The 15,041-nt window shown below is 55.0% G+C and carries 14 protein-coding genes; 10 read left to right on the top strand and 4 right to left on the bottom strand.

Translation table 11 applies throughout. From position 1 onward, the window contains the following. Positions 1-3 precede the first annotated feature (3 nt). The 5 genes from cyoB to PO881_RS04745 all read left to right on the top strand — a co-directional run bounded on the left by cyoB (position 4) and on the right by PO881_RS04745 (position 5,323). Positions 4-1,986, top strand: coding sequence for a cytochrome o ubiquinol oxidase subunit I (cyoB, locus tag PO881_RS04765; RefSeq protein WP_192236708.1), 1,983 nt, complete (start codon positions 4-6; stop codon positions 1,984-1,986). Further along, positions 1,986-2,600: a cytochrome o ubiquinol oxidase subunit III gene (locus PO881_RS04760; RefSeq protein ID WP_007886985.1), complete on the top strand. Its 615-nt coding sequence runs from the start codon at positions 1,986-1,988 to the stop codon at positions 2,598-2,600. The genes cyoB and PO881_RS04760 overlap by 1 nt, the downstream gene beginning before the upstream one ends. Continuing rightward, on the top strand, positions 2,600-2,929 hold the full coding sequence (locus PO881_RS04755) for a cytochrome o ubiquinol oxidase subunit IV (RefSeq protein WP_007886986.1): 330 nt from the start codon (positions 2,600-2,602) through the stop codon (positions 2,927-2,929). Before PO881_RS04760 ends, PO881_RS04755 begins: the two co-directional genes overlap by 1 nt. An 11-nt stretch (positions 2,930-2,940) precedes the next feature. Continuing rightward, positions 2,941-3,828: a heme o synthase gene (gene cyoE / locus PO881_RS04750; RefSeq protein ID WP_008103945.1), complete on the top strand. Its 888-nt coding sequence runs from the start codon at positions 2,941-2,943 to the stop codon at positions 3,826-3,828. Positions 3,829-3,958: 130 nt separating this feature from the next. Next, complete coding sequence (locus PO881_RS04745) at positions 3,959-5,323, top strand: MFS transporter (RefSeq protein ID WP_008103947.1); 1,365 nt, start codon at positions 3,959-3,961, stop codon at positions 5,321-5,323. Between the two features lie 33 nt (positions 5,324-5,356). On the opposite strand, the gene adhP is transcribed toward PO881_RS04745, so the two are convergent. Further along, positions 5,357-6,391 (bottom strand): alcohol dehydrogenase AdhP, encoded by a 1,035-nt coding sequence (gene adhP / locus PO881_RS04740; protein WP_192236781.1) that lies wholly within the window; start codon positions 6,389-6,391, stop codon positions 5,357-5,359. A 36-nt stretch (positions 6,392-6,427) separates the two neighbouring features. After that, complete coding sequence (locus tag PO881_RS04735) at positions 6,428-7,948, bottom strand: aldehyde dehydrogenase family protein (protein WP_110867746.1); 1,521 nt, start codon at positions 7,946-7,948, stop codon at positions 6,428-6,430. A 275-nt stretch (positions 7,949-8,223) separates the two neighbouring features. Between PO881_RS04735 and PO881_RS04730 the strand changes: the two genes are divergently transcribed. After that, on the top strand, positions 8,224-9,996 hold the full coding sequence (locus PO881_RS04730) for a sigma-54-dependent Fis family transcriptional regulator (protein ID WP_192414022.1): 1,773 nt from the start codon (positions 8,224-8,226) through the stop codon (positions 9,994-9,996). Here PO881_RS04730 and PO881_RS04725 read toward each other — a convergent pair. After that, a complete protein-coding gene (locus PO881_RS04725) occupies positions 9,993-10,484 on the bottom strand; it encodes a YajQ family cyclic di-GMP-binding protein (RefSeq protein WP_101762432.1) in 492 nt (163 codons plus the stop codon). The two genes, PO881_RS04730 and PO881_RS04725, sit on opposite strands and share 4 nt — an antisense overlap. A gap of 125 nt (positions 10,485-10,609) precedes the next feature. Between PO881_RS04725 and panE the strand changes: the two genes are divergently transcribed. Continuing rightward, entirely contained in the window at positions 10,610-11,530 is a 921-nt protein-coding gene (gene panE, locus PO881_RS04720; RefSeq protein WP_280172523.1) for a 2-dehydropantoate 2-reductase, read from the top strand. Then, positions 11,484-12,092 (top strand): protein deglycase YajL, encoded by a 609-nt coding sequence (gene yajL / locus PO881_RS04715; RefSeq protein WP_137385266.1) that lies wholly within the window; start codon positions 11,484-11,486, stop codon positions 12,090-12,092. Before panE ends, yajL begins: the two co-directional genes overlap by 47 nt. Before the next feature lie 114 nt (positions 12,093-12,206). Here the strand turns inward: yajL and thiI are convergent, their stop codons facing one another. Further along, on the bottom strand, positions 12,207-13,655 hold the full coding sequence (gene thiI, locus PO881_RS04710; protein WP_110867750.1) for a tRNA uracil 4-sulfurtransferase ThiI: 1,449 nt from the start codon (positions 13,653-13,655) through the stop codon (positions 12,207-12,209). 237 nt (positions 13,656-13,892) lie between these two features. On the opposite strand from thiI, the gene xseB reads away from it, so the two are divergent. Next, complete coding sequence (gene xseB / locus PO881_RS04705; protein ID WP_101762436.1) at positions 13,893-14,135, top strand: exodeoxyribonuclease VII small subunit; 243 nt, start codon at positions 13,893-13,895, stop codon at positions 14,133-14,135. After that, positions 14,135-15,034: a (2E,6E)-farnesyl diphosphate synthase gene (ispA, locus tag PO881_RS04700; protein ID WP_192414019.1), complete on the top strand. Its 900-nt coding sequence runs from the start codon at positions 14,135-14,137 to the stop codon at positions 15,032-15,034. The genes xseB and ispA overlap by 1 nt, the downstream gene beginning before the upstream one ends. Positions 15,035-15,041 lie beyond the last annotated feature (7 nt).

Genomic DNA, 15,041 nt, shown 5'->3' with positions numbered 1-15,041 from the left:
ACGATGTTCGGAAAATTAACACTGGATGCAGTGCCATACCACGAACCCATTATCGTGGTTACGGTCGCCGCTATCATCTTAGGTGGTCTGGCGCTGGTTGCTGCGATTACCTACTTTGGTAAGTGGCAGTACCTGTGGTCAGAATGGTTCACCTCCATTGACCACAAAAAACTGGGTATCATGTACATCATCATGGCTTTCGTCATGTTGCTGCGCGGCTTTGCCGATGCGGTAATGATGCGTACCCAACAAGTGATGGCTTCCGCTGGGGAAGCCGGCATACTACCGCCGCACCACTACGACCAGATCTTCACCGCTCACGGCGTGATCATGATCTTCTTCGTGGCGATGCCGTTCGTGGTAGGTCTGATGAACATCGCGGTACCGCTGCAAATTGGTGCTCGTGACGTTGCCTTCCCGTTCCTGAACAACCTGAGCTTCTGGTTTACCGCGATCGGTGTGATCCTGGTGAACATCTCTCTGGGTGTGGGCGAGTTCGCACAGACCGGCTGGTTGGCTTATCCGCCGCTTTCGGGTGCGGAGTACAGTCCTGGCGTCGGGGTCGATTACTGGATCTGGAGTCTCCAGCTGTCCGGTATCGGTACGACACTGACCGGTATCAACTTCTTCGTGACCATTCTGAAGATGCGTGCGCCGGGCATGGACCTGTTCAAAATGCCGGTATTCACCTGGGCATCACTGTGTACTAACGTCCTGATCATCGCTGCGTTCCCGGTACTGACCGTTACGCTGGCACTGTTGACGCTTGACCGTTACCTTGGTTTCCATTTCTTCACCAATGAAATGGGCGGTAACATGATGATGTACGTCAACCTGATTTGGGTCTGGGGTCACCCGGAAGTGTACATCCTGGTTCTGCCGGTGTTTGGTGTCTTCGCTGAAGTCACGGCGACCTTCTCTAAAAAGCGTCTGTTCGGTTACACCTCTCTGGTGTGGGCGACCATCGCGATTACCGTTCTGTCGTTCATTGTTTGGCTGCACCACTTCTTCACCATGGGTGCGGGCGCGAACGTAAACGCCTTCTTCGGTATCATGACGATGATCATCGCTATCCCGACCGGCGTGAAAATCTTCAACTGGCTGTTCACCATGTATCAGGGTCGCGTTGAGTTCCACTCAGCGATGCTGTGGACCATCGGCTTCCTGGTTACCTTCTCTATTGGTGGTATGACAGGTGTTCTGCTGGCGGTTCCAGGTGCGGACTTCATTCTGCACAACAGCCTGTTCCTGATCGCGCACTTCCATAACGTGATTATCGGTGGTGTGGTGTTCGGTTGTATGGCTGGCGTGACCTACTGGTTCCCGAAAGCGTTCGGCTTCACGTTGAATGAAAAATGGGGTATCCGCGCGTTCTGGTTCTGGATCATCGGCTTCTTCGTGGCATTCATGCCGCTGTATGCGCTGGGCTTCATGGGCATGACGCGTCGTATCAGCCAGGACATCGATCCTCAGTTCCACTCACTGCTGGTGGTTGCAGCAGGCGGTGCGGCGCTGATCGCTTGCGGTATCCTGTGCCAGGTTACCCAATTCTACGTTTCTGTGCGTGACCGCGACCAGAACCGTGATCTGACCGGTGACCCGTGGGGTGGACGTACGCTGGAGTGGGCAACCTCTTCACCGCCGCCGTTCTACAACTTTGCTGTTATCCCGCATATCCATGAGCGCGATGCGTTCTGGGAAATGAAAGAGAAAGGCGAAGCGTACAAGCAGCCAGAAAAATATGAAGAAATTCATATGCCGAAAAACAGTGGCGCAGCTGTTGTTATCGCGGCTCTGATGACTGTATTCGGTTTCGCCATGATCTGGCATATCTGGTGGCTGGCTGGCCTCACCTTCGTGGGCACTATCGTCACCTGGATTGTGAAGAGCTTCGATGAAGACGTGGATTACTACGTACCGGTTGCTGAAGTCGAGCAGATCGAGAAGAAGCACTTTGACGAAATCAGCAAAGCAGGTCTGAAATAATGTCAACTGAAACTGCAAAACACCACCACGACGCCCATGCGGAGCATGGGCATCACGATGCAGGAGCCAATAAAGTCTTTGGCTTCTGGATCTACCTGATGAGTGACTGCATTATCTTCGCAACCCTGTTTGCGACCTATGCAGTTATGGTCAATAACACTGCCGGTGGCCCGGCAGGTAAAGACATCTTCGAACTGCCGTTCGTTCTGGTCGAAACCGCGCTGCTGCTGCTCAGCTCCATTACCTATGGTATGGCAGTGATCGCGATGAACAACCAGAACAAGGGCTCGGTCATCAGCTGGTTAGCCTTGACCTTCCTGTTCGGTGCTGGCTTTATCGGCATGGAAATCTATGAATTCCATCACCTGATCAAAGAAGGCTTCGGTCCCGATCGCAGCGGCTTCCTGTCAGCGTTCTTTACGCTGGTCGGCACGCACGGTCTGCACGTGACCTCTGGCCTGATCTGGATGGCAGTGATGATGTTCCAGATTTCTAAACGTGGTCTGACTGCAACCAACCGCACCCGTATCATGTGCCTGAGCTTGTTCTGGCACTTCCTGGATGTGGTTTGGATCTGCGTATTCACCGTTGTCTACCTGATGGGAGCCATGTAATGAGTCATTCTGTTAACGAACATGGCGCTTCTCACGGTAGCGTGAAGTCTTACATGATCGGCTTCGTCCTCTCTATCATCCTGACCGGTATTCCGTTCTGGATGGTCATGGATGGCGGCGCTTCACACGGCACTATTCTGGGTGTGGTTCTGGTGTGTGCGGTAGTTCAGGTGCTGGTTCACCTGGTCTACTTCCTGCACTTAGACAGCAAATCAGAAGGTGGCTGGAACATGGTGGCCATTGTCTTCTCAGCACTCATCATCTTGATTGTTGTCGTAGGCTCACTGTGGATTATGTGGAACCTCAACTACAACATGATGGCCCACTAAAGAGTCGCGTAATGATTAAGCAATACCTGCAAGTAACAAAACCAGGAATTATTTTCGGCAATTTAATTTCTGTGATCGGTGGATTCCTGCTGGCTTCGAAAGGCAGCATTGATTACACCCTGTTTCTCGCCTCGCTGGTTGGCGTATCGCTGGTTGTCGCATCAGGTTGTGTTTTCAACAACGTGATTGACCGCGATATCGACATCAAAATGGAGAGAACGCGGAACCGTGTTCTGGTCAAAGGCCTGATCTCGGCGAAAGTAAGCCTGGTTTATGCAACCGCATTGGGTATTGCTGGCTTTGCGTTGCTGTATTTCGGCGCTAACCCGCTGGCCATGTGGCTGGCGGTGATGGGCTTCGTGGTTTACGTAGGCGTTTATAGCCTCTATATGAAGCGTAACTCTGTCTACGGCACGCTGATTGGTAGTCTCTCTGGCGCTGCGCCGCCGGTGATTGGCTACTGCGCAGTGACCAACCAGTTTGATGCTGGCGCGTTGATTTTACTGGCTATCTTTAGCCTGTGGCAGATGCCGCACTCCTATGCGATTGCCATCTTCCGCTTTAAAGATTACCAGGCTGCCAACATCCCGGTTCTGCCGGTGGTGAAAGGCATCTCGGTGGCAAAAAATCATATTACGCTATATATCCTGGCGTTCATGATTGCCACCCTGATGCTGACCCTTGGCGGTTACGCGGGCTATAAATATCTGGTGGTGGCTGCGGCCGTTAGCGTGTGGTGGCTCGGCATGGCGCTTTCAGGTTACAAAACCTCAAACGATAAAGTTTGGGCACGTAAACTGTTTGTGTTCTCGATTGTCGCTATCACCGCCCTGAGCGTGATGATGTCGGTTGATTTCATGACGCCAGCGTCGAAAGATTTACTGACTTACGTCTGGTAATTCAGCTCCGCAAAACCAGAAAGGGCGCGAATTTCGCGCCCTTTCTTTTTGTTACCACTGCTTAAGAACAAATGTTTTACCCGCCCTGCCCTGCTGCCTAAAATGGGCGCAGTATAATTTTGAGGTAAACATGAACGACAATAAAATGACGCCAGTAGAGCTACGCGCTACATGGGGTTTAGGTACCGTTTTTTCCCTGCGCATGTTGGGAATGTTTATGGTCTTGCCGGTACTCACCACGTACGGCATGGCATTACAGGGCGCCAGTGAAACACTGATTGGTCTCGCAATCGGTATCTATGGTTTGGCACAAGCCATCTTCCAGATTCCTTTTGGTCTGCTCTCCGATCGCGTCGGCCGAAAGCCGCTGATCGTTGGCGGGCTGCTGCTGTTCGTTTTCGGCAGCGTTATCGCCGCCACCTCCGACACCATTTGGGGCGTGATTTTAGGCCGCGCGTTACAAGGCTCCGGCGCGATTGCCGCCGCGGTAATGGCGTTGCTGTCAGATTTAACCCGTGAACAAAACCGCACCAAGGCGATGGCGTTTATCGGCATCAGCTTTGGCGTCACTTTTGCTATTGCGATGGTAGTTGGCCCGATTGTCACCCACGCACTCGGCTTGCACGCGCTGTTCTGGATGATCGCCATCCTCGCGACGCTGGGCATCGTCATCACCTTATTAGTGGTGCCGAACGCACCAAACCACGTATTGAACCGCGAATCCGGCATGGTGAAAGGCAGTATCCGCGCGGTGTTGACCAATCCAAAACTGTTAAAACTGAATATCGGCATTCTCTGCCTGCACATTCTGCTGATGTCGAGCTTCGTGGCGCTGCCGGGACAGTTTGAACAAGCCGGTTTACCGGCGGCCGAGCACTGGAAAGTCTATCTGGTGACGATGCTGGTGGCCTTTGTTGCCGTGGTGCCTTTCATTATCTATGCCGAAGTGAAGCGCCGCATGAAGCGCGTGTTTGTCGGCTGCGTGGCGATCATCATCATTGCAGAAATCGTATTGTGGGGCGCGGCAGGCCACTTCTGGACGCTGGTGATTGGTGTGCAGCTGTTCTTCCTCGCCTTCAACCTGATGGAAGCGATTCTGCCATCACTGATCAGCAAAGAGTCGCCGCCGGGCTACAAAGGCACCGCGATGGGCATCTACTCCACCAGCCAGTTCATTGGTGTGGCGATTGGCGGCAGCATGGGCGGATGGATCTATGGTCATGTTGATGCCCAAACCGTGTTCCTGGTCGGTGCGATTGTCGCAGCTGCCTGGCTGTTTGTGGCGATGTCGATGCAGGAACCGCCTTACGTCAGCAGCCTGCGCATTATGCTCAGCGATGCGGTGCTGGCGGTGCCGAATCTGGAGAAGCGTTTGAAAGCGCAGCCCGGCGTGGCGTCGGTGTTTATCGTGCCAGAAGAGAAAAGTGCTTACATCAAAATCGACAGTAAAGTGACGAGCCGCGTCGAACTCGAAGCGCTGCTCGCCAGCTGCTAAATGACCAGCCCGACCATCGCGTCGGGCTTTTTGTTACAGCGACATATCCACCACGATGCGCCCTTCAATCTTGCCAGCGTGCATCCGCGCGAAGATATCGTTGATGTTAGTCAGCGGTTCTACCGCTACGGTGGCTTTCACCTTGTGACGACCGGCGAAATCCAGCGCTTCCTGCAGATCTTTGCGCGTCCCGACGATGGAACCGCGCACCGTAATGCCGTCCAACACCATATCGAAAATCGACAGATCGAATTTGCCCGGCGGCAATCCGTTCAGCACCATGGTGCCGCCACGACGCAGCGTACCAATCGCCTGTTCGAACGCTTTTGGTGAAACCGCCGTGACCAGCACGCCATGCGCACCGCCAAAACTCTCCTGGAACACCTTGGCCGGATCGACATTTTTCGCATTCGCCACCACGCTGGCACCGAGACGTTTAGCGAACGCCAGTTTCTCATCATCAATATCCACCGCCGCCACGTTCAGACCCATGGCAACCGCGTACTGCACCGCCATATGTCCTAAACCGCCGATACCGGAAATCACCACCCAATCGCCGGGTTTGGTGTCGGTCATTTTCAGCCCTTTATACACGGTGACGCCGGCACAGAGGATCGGCGCGATTTCGTTGTAATCGACGTTATCCGGAATGATGCCGACATAGTTGGCATCGGCGAGGCAGTATTCCGCGAAGCTGCCATTCACTGAGTAACCGGCATTTTGCTGCGACAGACACAGCGTTTCCCAGCTATCGAGACAGTGTTCGCAGTGACCGCACGCCGAATAGAGCCATGGCACACCGACGCGATCGCCCATTTTCAGGTGCTTAACGCCCTCGCCGAGCGCCACAACCTGGCCCACACCTTCGTGGCCCGGAATAAACGGCGGATTGGGTTTAATCGGCCAGTCGCCTTCGGCCGCGTGAAGATCGGTATGGCACACGCCGGTAGCCGCAATTTTCACTAAAATCTGCCCCGGCCCGACCTGCGGCACCGGCACCTGCTCAATCACTAACGGTTCACCAAATGCCTTCACAACCGCGGCTTTCATGGTGGTTTTGATTTGCATATTCATCTTTCACTCTCCATTTGAACGGATGCGGACTTAGAACAGGCCCAAAGGCGCGGTGCCATAGCTAACCAGCAGATTTTTGGTTTGTTGATAGGCGCTGAGCGCCATTTTGTGCGTCTCACGGCCTACACCCGACTGCTTGTAACCGCCGAATGCCGCGTGAGCGGGATAGATGTGATAACAGTTGGTCCAGACGCGCCCGGCTTTGATGCCGCGTCCCATGCGATAAGCCAGATTGGTATCGCGCGTCCACACGCCCGCACCAAGACCGAACTGGGTTTCGTTGGCGATGGCGAGCGCTTCTGCCTCATCCTTAAAGGTGGTAACACCAATCACCGGCCCAAAAATCTCCTCCTGGAAACAGCGCATCTGGTTGGTTCCTTTGATTAAGGTCGGCTGAATGTAGAATCCATCATTCAGCTCGGTGGCCATGCTGGCGCGATCGCCACCGGTGAGAATTTGCCCGCCTTCGTCGCGTGCGATGTTGATATACGACAGGATTTTATCGAATTGCTGGCGTGAAGCCTGTGCACCAATCATGGTGTCGCTATCGAGCGGATCGCCGCGACGGATGTTCGCCACCTTGGCCATCACGCGATCCATAAAGGGTTGATAGATCGATTCATGAATCAAGGCGCGCGATGGACAGGTACAGACTTCCCCCTGATTGAAGAAACCGAGTACTAACCCTTCCACCGCCTTCTCAATAAACTCGTCCTCACCATCCATCACATCAGCGAAGTAGATATTCGGCGACTTGCCGCCCAGCTCGACGGTGCAGGGAATGATGTTTTCAGCAGCGCAGGCCATAATGTGGCGCCCCACCGGCGTTGAACCGGTAAAGGCGATTTTGGCGATGCGTTTGCTGGTCGCCAGCGCTTCACCCGCTTCACGACCAAAGCCCTGCACCACATTCAACACGCCAGCCGGGAACAGATCGCCAATCACCTCCATCAGCAGCGTAATACCGAGCGGCGTCTGTTCCGCCGGTTTCAGCACGACACAGTTGCCCGCCGCCAGCGCTGGCGCCAGTTTCCACGCCGCCATTAACAGCGGGAAGTTCCACGGAATGATTTGCCCAACCACGCCGAGCGGTTCATGAAAGTGATATGCCACGGTGGTTTCATCGATCTCCGCGGTGCTGCCCTCTTGCGCACGCAGGCAACCGGCGAAGTAACGGAAGTGATCCACCGCCAGCGGAAGATCGGCGTTCAGGGTTTCGCGAATCGGTTTACCGTTATCCCAGCTCTCCGCTACCGCCAGTTTTTCGAGATTGGCCTCAATGCGATCCGCCACCTGCAACAGGATGTTGGCGCGATGCTGCACGCTGGTTTTTCCCCAGGCATCAGCCGCCTGATGCGCCGCATCCAGCGCTAAATCGATATCGCGCGCATCCGAACGCGGGAACTGCGCGATATCGCTGCCATTCACTGGCGAGGTGTTAGTGAAGTATTGGCCGCTGAGCGGCTCGACGAATTTGCCCGCAATGTAGTTGCCGTAAATCGCCTGGAATGAAACCAAAGCGCCGGGCGTACCGGGATGTGCATAACGCATCGCAAACTCCTTTATGTAGGGTCAGATAATCTGAAGGCTCAGTCGCCTTACAGAGAACGTGCTGTCAGAGGAGCTATTGCAGCGGGCGTGCCAGCTTTTTTCATCAGAGGATGTTTTGTTAAAAAACCAATATGATCATTAAGTTAAGAGCCGACGCACAACATGACCTGGCTATGTTGTGCAGAAAAGTTCACCATCTGTGTTGCGTATCGCAACAGTACAGAAACCGACCCGCTACAATGTCGCAACACTTTCGCTTGGGCATGAGGTCATCAATGCAGGGAAATCCATCCGCGTCTGCCGTTAACGCCAATCCGCTGTTAAGCGACTCCTGGTTCCGTAGCCAGCTGTATGGCCTCGATCGCACCGCCGATGATTTTCCGCGTGTTCGCCAGGGTGAACTGGCCGATGTGCTTGCCAGCAATGCCGGGCTGCAGCAGTTCGCGCAGCCGGTGATCAAACAGCTGGCGCAGAAACTGGCCGAGAAGCAATCGGTGGTGATTCTGTCGGATGCCACCGGTTTGGTACTCAATACCTTTGGCGATATGCCTTCGATGGAAAAAGCCCAACGTTATGCGCTGGCGCCAGGCAATTTGTGGAGTGAATGCGGGCGCGGCACCAATGCGATTGGCACCGCGCTGGCGATTGATGATGGCTGCGAGATTCAAGGTCATCAGCACTTCCTGACGCTCAATCAAGGTTTGTACTGTGCGGCGATGCCGCTGCAAATGCCCAACGGTCAGATTGCTGGCGTGCTGGATATTTCCGGCCCGGCGCACTTCCCGCATCCGCAGACCTTTAGCTGGGTGAAAGCGGCGGCGAAACAGATCGAATATCTGTGGGTGAAGCAGAGCCTGCATCCGCAGCAATGGTTGATGAGCCTGCATCTGCAGCCGCAGGGCATCGATACCAGCGATGAACTGCTGCTGGTGTTCTCGGATAACGTCCTGACCGCCGCCAACAGGCTGGCGATGCGCGAACTGGCGCTGAGCGTCGGGCAACTCGGCAGCGTGACCTTTCAACAACTGTTTCCGCAACAGCAGCAGCACGCCAACAGCATTCCCGCTCCGCTCGATTACGCTACGCAGCGCTACTATTTTCGCCTGCGAGCACCGCAGCGCAGCCATTTTGCCACGCCGAGCGAACCCGCCAGCGAGCTGCCTTTCTCGCTGGGGCGCGATGGCGAGAAGATGGTGCGACTGCTCAATGCCGGCGTTTCACTGTGCATTCACGGCGAAACCGGCAGCGGCAAAGAGTATGTCAGCCGCGCACTGCATCAGCAAAGCCGCTGGCGCGAAGGCAAATTCGTTGCCATTAACTGCGCGGCCATCCCCGAAGCGCTGATTGAATCTGAGCTGTTTGGCTATCAACCCGGCGCGTTCACCGGCGCGAGCAAGAATGGTTACATCGGCAAAATCCGTGAAGCGGATGGCGGCGTGCTGTTCCTTGATGAAATTGGCGATATGCCGCTGGCACTACAAACCCGCTTGCTACGCGTGTTGCAGGAGAAAGAGGTGGCGCCGCTCGGATCCAGCCGCAGCTGGCCGGTGAATTTCGCGGTGATCAGCGCCACGCACCGCGATTTGGCACAGCGCGTGGCCGAAGGCGAATTCCGCGAAGATTTGCTCTATCGCCTGCAGGAATTCTCGATGACCATTCCGCCGCTGCGCGCCTGGCCGGATGTGGAAGGTTTTATCCGTCGATTATGGCTGGAGCTGGGCGGCGCGGATCGCGATATTCAGCTCTCACCTGCGCTGTTGACGGCTCTGGCGCAGCTGCCGTGGCCGGGTAACGTGCGGCAATTGCGCAGCTTGTTACGCGTGCTATTGGCGCTGGCGGATGAAGGTGAAGAAGTGACAGAGGTGCATTTACCGGCAGAGTATCGGCGTGCGGCGGTGCAGCCACAGTCCGATCGGCAGAGTCATGATAGGCGGTTGATCAGCGAAACGCTGCAGCGCTTCAATGGTAATATCAGTAAAACGGCGGAAGCCTTAGGCGTCGCGCGCAGCACGCTTTATCGTCGTGCGGCGCGCGACAAACGCGATTAGTCGCGGAAGTTTTTGAACTGGAAAGGCTGACCGAGGTTGCCACCGCGCACCAGCGCCATCGCACCTTGCAGGTCGTCGCGTGACTTACCGGTTACGCGCAGTTCTTCACCCTGAATCTGCGTCTGCACTTTCAGCTTGCTGTCTTTAATCAGCTTCACCAGCTTTTTCGCGATATCGCTTTCGATACCTTTCTTCAGCTTGGCTTCCACCGACCAGCTTTTACCGCTGTGCACGATCTCTTCTGGCACTTCAATCGCCGCGCCTTCAATGCCACGCTTCAGCAACTTTTCGCGCAGAATATCCACCAGCTGTTTGACCTGGAAATCAGATTCGCTGCTGAGTTTGATGGTCTCGTTCTTTTCGTTGAGCTCAATGGTTGCACTCACGTTACGGAAATCGAAACGAGTTGAGATCTCGCGGTTCGCATTCTCCACGGCATTTCGCACTTCCGACAATTCGACTTCGGAAACGATATCGAAAGATGGCATCTTTTCTTCTCCTGATACTAAAGTGACATGCATAATACGCGTCTTGTGGCGCTAATAAAACACGATACGCGGAAAGCTATACTTACCCGTAACGTGAAAACAGGAACCCGCCCACGGGAGGCAAAATGAAAATTACCGTGTTGGGGTGTGGCGCCTTAGGTCAAATTTGGCTCGCCGCTCTCGCCCGTCAGGGACATGAGGTGCAGGGCTGGTTACGTGTACCGCAGCCCTATTGCTCAGCCAACGTAGTCGATCCGCAAGGCCATGTGAGCAATCACACCTTTATTGCCAACGATCCGCTGTTCCTCGCCGAAAGCCAGCTGTTACTGGTGACGCTCAAAGCGCCACAGGTTTCCCCTGCGGTGAAAAATCTGCAAAGCGTGCTGCCGACACACGCGCCAATTCTGCTGCTGCATAACGGCATGGGAACCCTGGAAGAGCTGAAAGATTTGCGTCAGCCGCTGTTGCGCGGCATCACCACACACGCGGCAATGCGCGACGGCACGGTGATTAAGCATATTGCGCACGGCATCACCCATATCGGCCCTGCTAATCGTGAGAGCGCCGCACTCAGCGATATCGCCGATATTCTGCATCAGGCGCTGCCGGATGTGGCCTGGCATGACAACATCGCCGCCGCCAGCTGGCGCAAGCTGGCAATCAACTGCGTGATCAATCCGATGACCGTTGAGCACGATTGCCAGAACGGGGCGCTGCGCGCCTGGCCGGAACAAGTCGCGCTGCTGTGCGAAGAGATCGCCTGGGTGATGGAGCGCGAAGGCCAGCACATGGCGGTGGATAATCTGCGCGACATCATTTACGACGTGATCGATAGCACCGCCGCCAATACCTCATCAATGTTGCAGGATGTGCGCGCGCAGCGTCTGACCGAAATTGATTACATCACCGGCTACCTGTTGCGTCGCGCCCGCGCGCAGGGCATTTCACTGCCGGAAAACACCCGTTTGTACGATCTGATTAAACGTAAGGAGTCCCACTATGAGCGCGAACGCATCGGTTCTGGTTTGCCTGGCACATGGAAGTGAAGAGACCGAAGCGGTCACCACTATCGATTTGCTGGTACGCGGCGGTTTAAGCGTCACCACCGCCAGCGTGGAGAGCGATGGTACGCGTGAGATCGTCTGTTCGCGCGGCGTACGGCTGCTGGCGGATGCGCCTTTGGTTGAGGTGGCGGATAACGACTACGATGCGATTGTGTTGCCCGGCGGTTTAAAAGGCGCGCAAACCTTCCGCGACAGCCCGCTGCTGGTGGAAACCGTGCGCCAGTTCCATCTCTCCAGCAAGATTGTGGCGGCGATTTGTGCCGCGCCGGGCACGGTTTTGGTCGCGCACGATCTGTTTCCCGTCGGCAATATGACCGGTTTTCCCGGCCTGCGTGACACCATTCCCGACAGCAAATGGATGGAGCGCCGCGTGGTGTGGGATCCGCGCGTTAATCTGCTGACCAGCCAGGGACCGGGCACCGCAATGGATTTTGCGTTGAAGCTGATTGATTTGCTGGTGGATAAAGAGACCGCGCGTGAAGTGGCTTCACAGCTGGTACTGGCGGCAGGGATTTATAATTATCAGGAGTTTGAAGAGCGGTAACGTTGTTACAACAGACTGCACATGATTGTAGCGGCGTGATTAATTGCGCATTTCACTGCAACACTGATGCCGCATGAAATACGCGTGATTCATCGCGCCGCTACGGTTTATCGCTTATGGACGATAAACCTTCACGTTTTTGAAGCCCTGCTCATGCAGATAGAGCGCCTGCAGACGACTCATCACACCGCGATCGCAATACAGCAGCCAGGTTTTACTCTGGTCAAGGTCGCCAAACTGGGTGCTGAGTTTGTAGAACGCCAGAGTTTTCACTTCAACGCCTTCGACGATCAGCGGATTCGCCTCCTGCTCATCGGCCGAACGGATATCCAGCACCACGTCGTTGCTGATGAAGGAGTCAACGGTTTCAACTTCCACCACTTCTTCTTCCGTCTGCTCGGCGATTTCACGGATATCGACGTTGCTGGCTTCCTGCACCACGCGATGAAGGATCTCGAAATCGAAGTTTTGCTCTTCCGCTTCGATCTTGCCCTTCACCGCTTTAACGGTTGGGCTTTTCGAAATCACGCCGCAATATTCTGGCATGGTGCGGGCAAAATCTTCGGTGCCGATCTTACGTGCCACATCAATGATGTGCTCTTTGTCATGGGAGATCAGCGGACGCAGAATCAGCGTATCGGAGGCGTTATCGATCAAACGCAGGTTGGTCAGCGTCTGGCTGGAAACCTGGCCCAGCGCTTCGCCGGTCACCAGCGCCTGCACGCCGTAACGTTCCGCCACCATTGACGCCGCACGCACCATCATACGCTTCAGCACCACGCCCATTTGGCCGTCGTCCACTTTCTCAAGAATCTCACCGACTACCGGCTCGAAGTTGATCGCTACGAAGCGTACGCGGTGTGAGCGACCAAAGCGCTGCCACAGGTAATGTGCAACCTGGCGCACGCCAATCTCGTGTGCCGCACCGCCAAGGTTGAAGAAGCAGTAATGCACGCGGCAGCCGCGACGCATCAGCATGTAGCTCGACACGCCAGAATCAAAACCGCCGGAAATCAGTGACAGAACATCTTCCTGGGTACCAATCGGGAATCCGCCTAAGCCTTCATAGCGTGCGGTGATCAGCAACAGACGATCGTCGTCGATCTCCAGATTCACCGTTTCTTCCGGACGATTGAGCTGCACGCGCGCGCTGGCGATGTGTTGGTTAAGGCCGCCGCCAACGTAGCGTTCCACGTCCTGCGAGCTGAAGCTGTGCTTGCCGCGACGCTTGACGCGCACGCAGAAGCTTTTGCCTTCCAGACGCTCGCGGTTCAGCACCAGCGTCTGCTCGAAAATGTCGTGCATATCGGTGTAGGCGCGATCTTCCACCGCCAGCACATGGTGAATGCCCGGAATGCGCGTCAGTTCGGTGACAAGGGTCTCGCGCAGCGACTCATTCTTAGAACGCACTTCAATGTGGTCCCAATGGCGCACGACTTTGATCTCTTCATCCACGGTGCGCAGAATATTACGAATGCTACTGGAGAGAATTTTGATAAAGCGCAGACGCACCGACTGACTTTTGATGGTGATTTCTGGAAACAGCTTGACGATAAACTTCATGGCGACAGGGGTTCGTTTGGACAAATAAGTGCTAAAAGCATCGGCACTTAACTGTTAAAATCATATAATTGCGGGTTAATTCAGGAGCCCCCGCATCCGAGGCGCAAAAGTATATCACCTTTGCCGGGTGACTGCTTTAAGCAACCTTCATCACATTCATTATTTTGCTAATTAATCCTCGTCAGCTACCATGACCGATTGCAAGATGATCTCCTAACCTGTGAGTCGACACTGATTATGCCGAAAAAAGCCGAAGCGCCTGCCAGTTTTGAAAGCGCATTAGAGCAGCTGGAACAGATTGTTAGCCGCCTGGAAAGTGGCGAGCTGCCGTTAGAGCAGGCGCTGAACGAATTTGAACGCGGCGTACAATTGGCACGTACCGGTCAGCAAACCCTGCAGCAGGCAGAGCAGCGTGTGCAAATTCTGCTTAGCGATGAGAAAGATGCCGCCCTCGCCCCTTTTACCCCGGAAAATGAGTAATGGATTTTGCTAAACTGCTGAGCGCTTACCATCAACGCGTTAATCAGGCATTGACGCGCTTAATAGATCCACTTCCTTTTCAGAGTTCTCCTCTGGTGAATGCCATGGAGTATGGGGCATTATTAGGCGGTAAGCGTCTGCGTCCCTTTCTGGTGTACGCAACAGGCGAAATGCTAAAGGCCGATGCCGCCAGCCTCGATGTGCCGGCTGCGGCCGTGGAATGCATCCATGCTTATTCCCTGATTCATGACGATCTGCCGGCGATGGACGACGATGCGTTACGCCGCGGGCAGCCAACCTGCCATATTAAATATGGTGAAGACACGGCGATTCTCGCCGGCGATGCTCTGCAAACTTTGGCCTTTTCGATTCTGGCCGATCAGCCGATGCCCGGCGTCAGCGCCGACGCGCGTATTGCGATGATTTCCGAACTGGCGCAGGCCAGCGGCGTGGCAGGCATGTGCGGCGGTCAGGCACTGGATTTGGCGGCGGAAGGCAAAAGCATCGATCTGGCGCAGCTGGAACAGATTCACCGCCATAAAACCGGCGCGTTAATTCGCGTCGCGGTACGTCTTGGCGCATTAGCCGCCGGCGATCGTGGTCGCGCCGCGATGCCGCTACTGGATACCTACGCCAATGCCATCGGACTGGCGTTTCAGGTGCAGGATGACATCCTCGATGTGGTCGGCGATACCGCCGTGTTAGGAAAAACACAGGGCGCGGATCAGGCATTGGGTAAAAGCACCTATCCTTCATTGATGGGGCTGGAAAATGCCCGCAGTAAAGCCTGGGATCTTTATCAAGAGGCGCTCGGCGCGCTCGATATTCTGGCGGCACAGTCTTACAACACACTCGCCTTACAAGCGCTGGCAAGCTTCATAATTGAACGCGATAAATAACTTTCAT

Origin of the sequence: Pantoea sp. SS70 (assembly GCF_029866845.1) — a bacterium.
Classification (GTDB): Bacteria; Pseudomonadota; Gammaproteobacteria; order Enterobacterales; family Enterobacteriaceae; genus Pantoea; species Pantoea leporis.
Note: the sequence above shows the minus strand (reverse complement) of the source record. Positions and strands in the feature narration are given on the sequence as shown.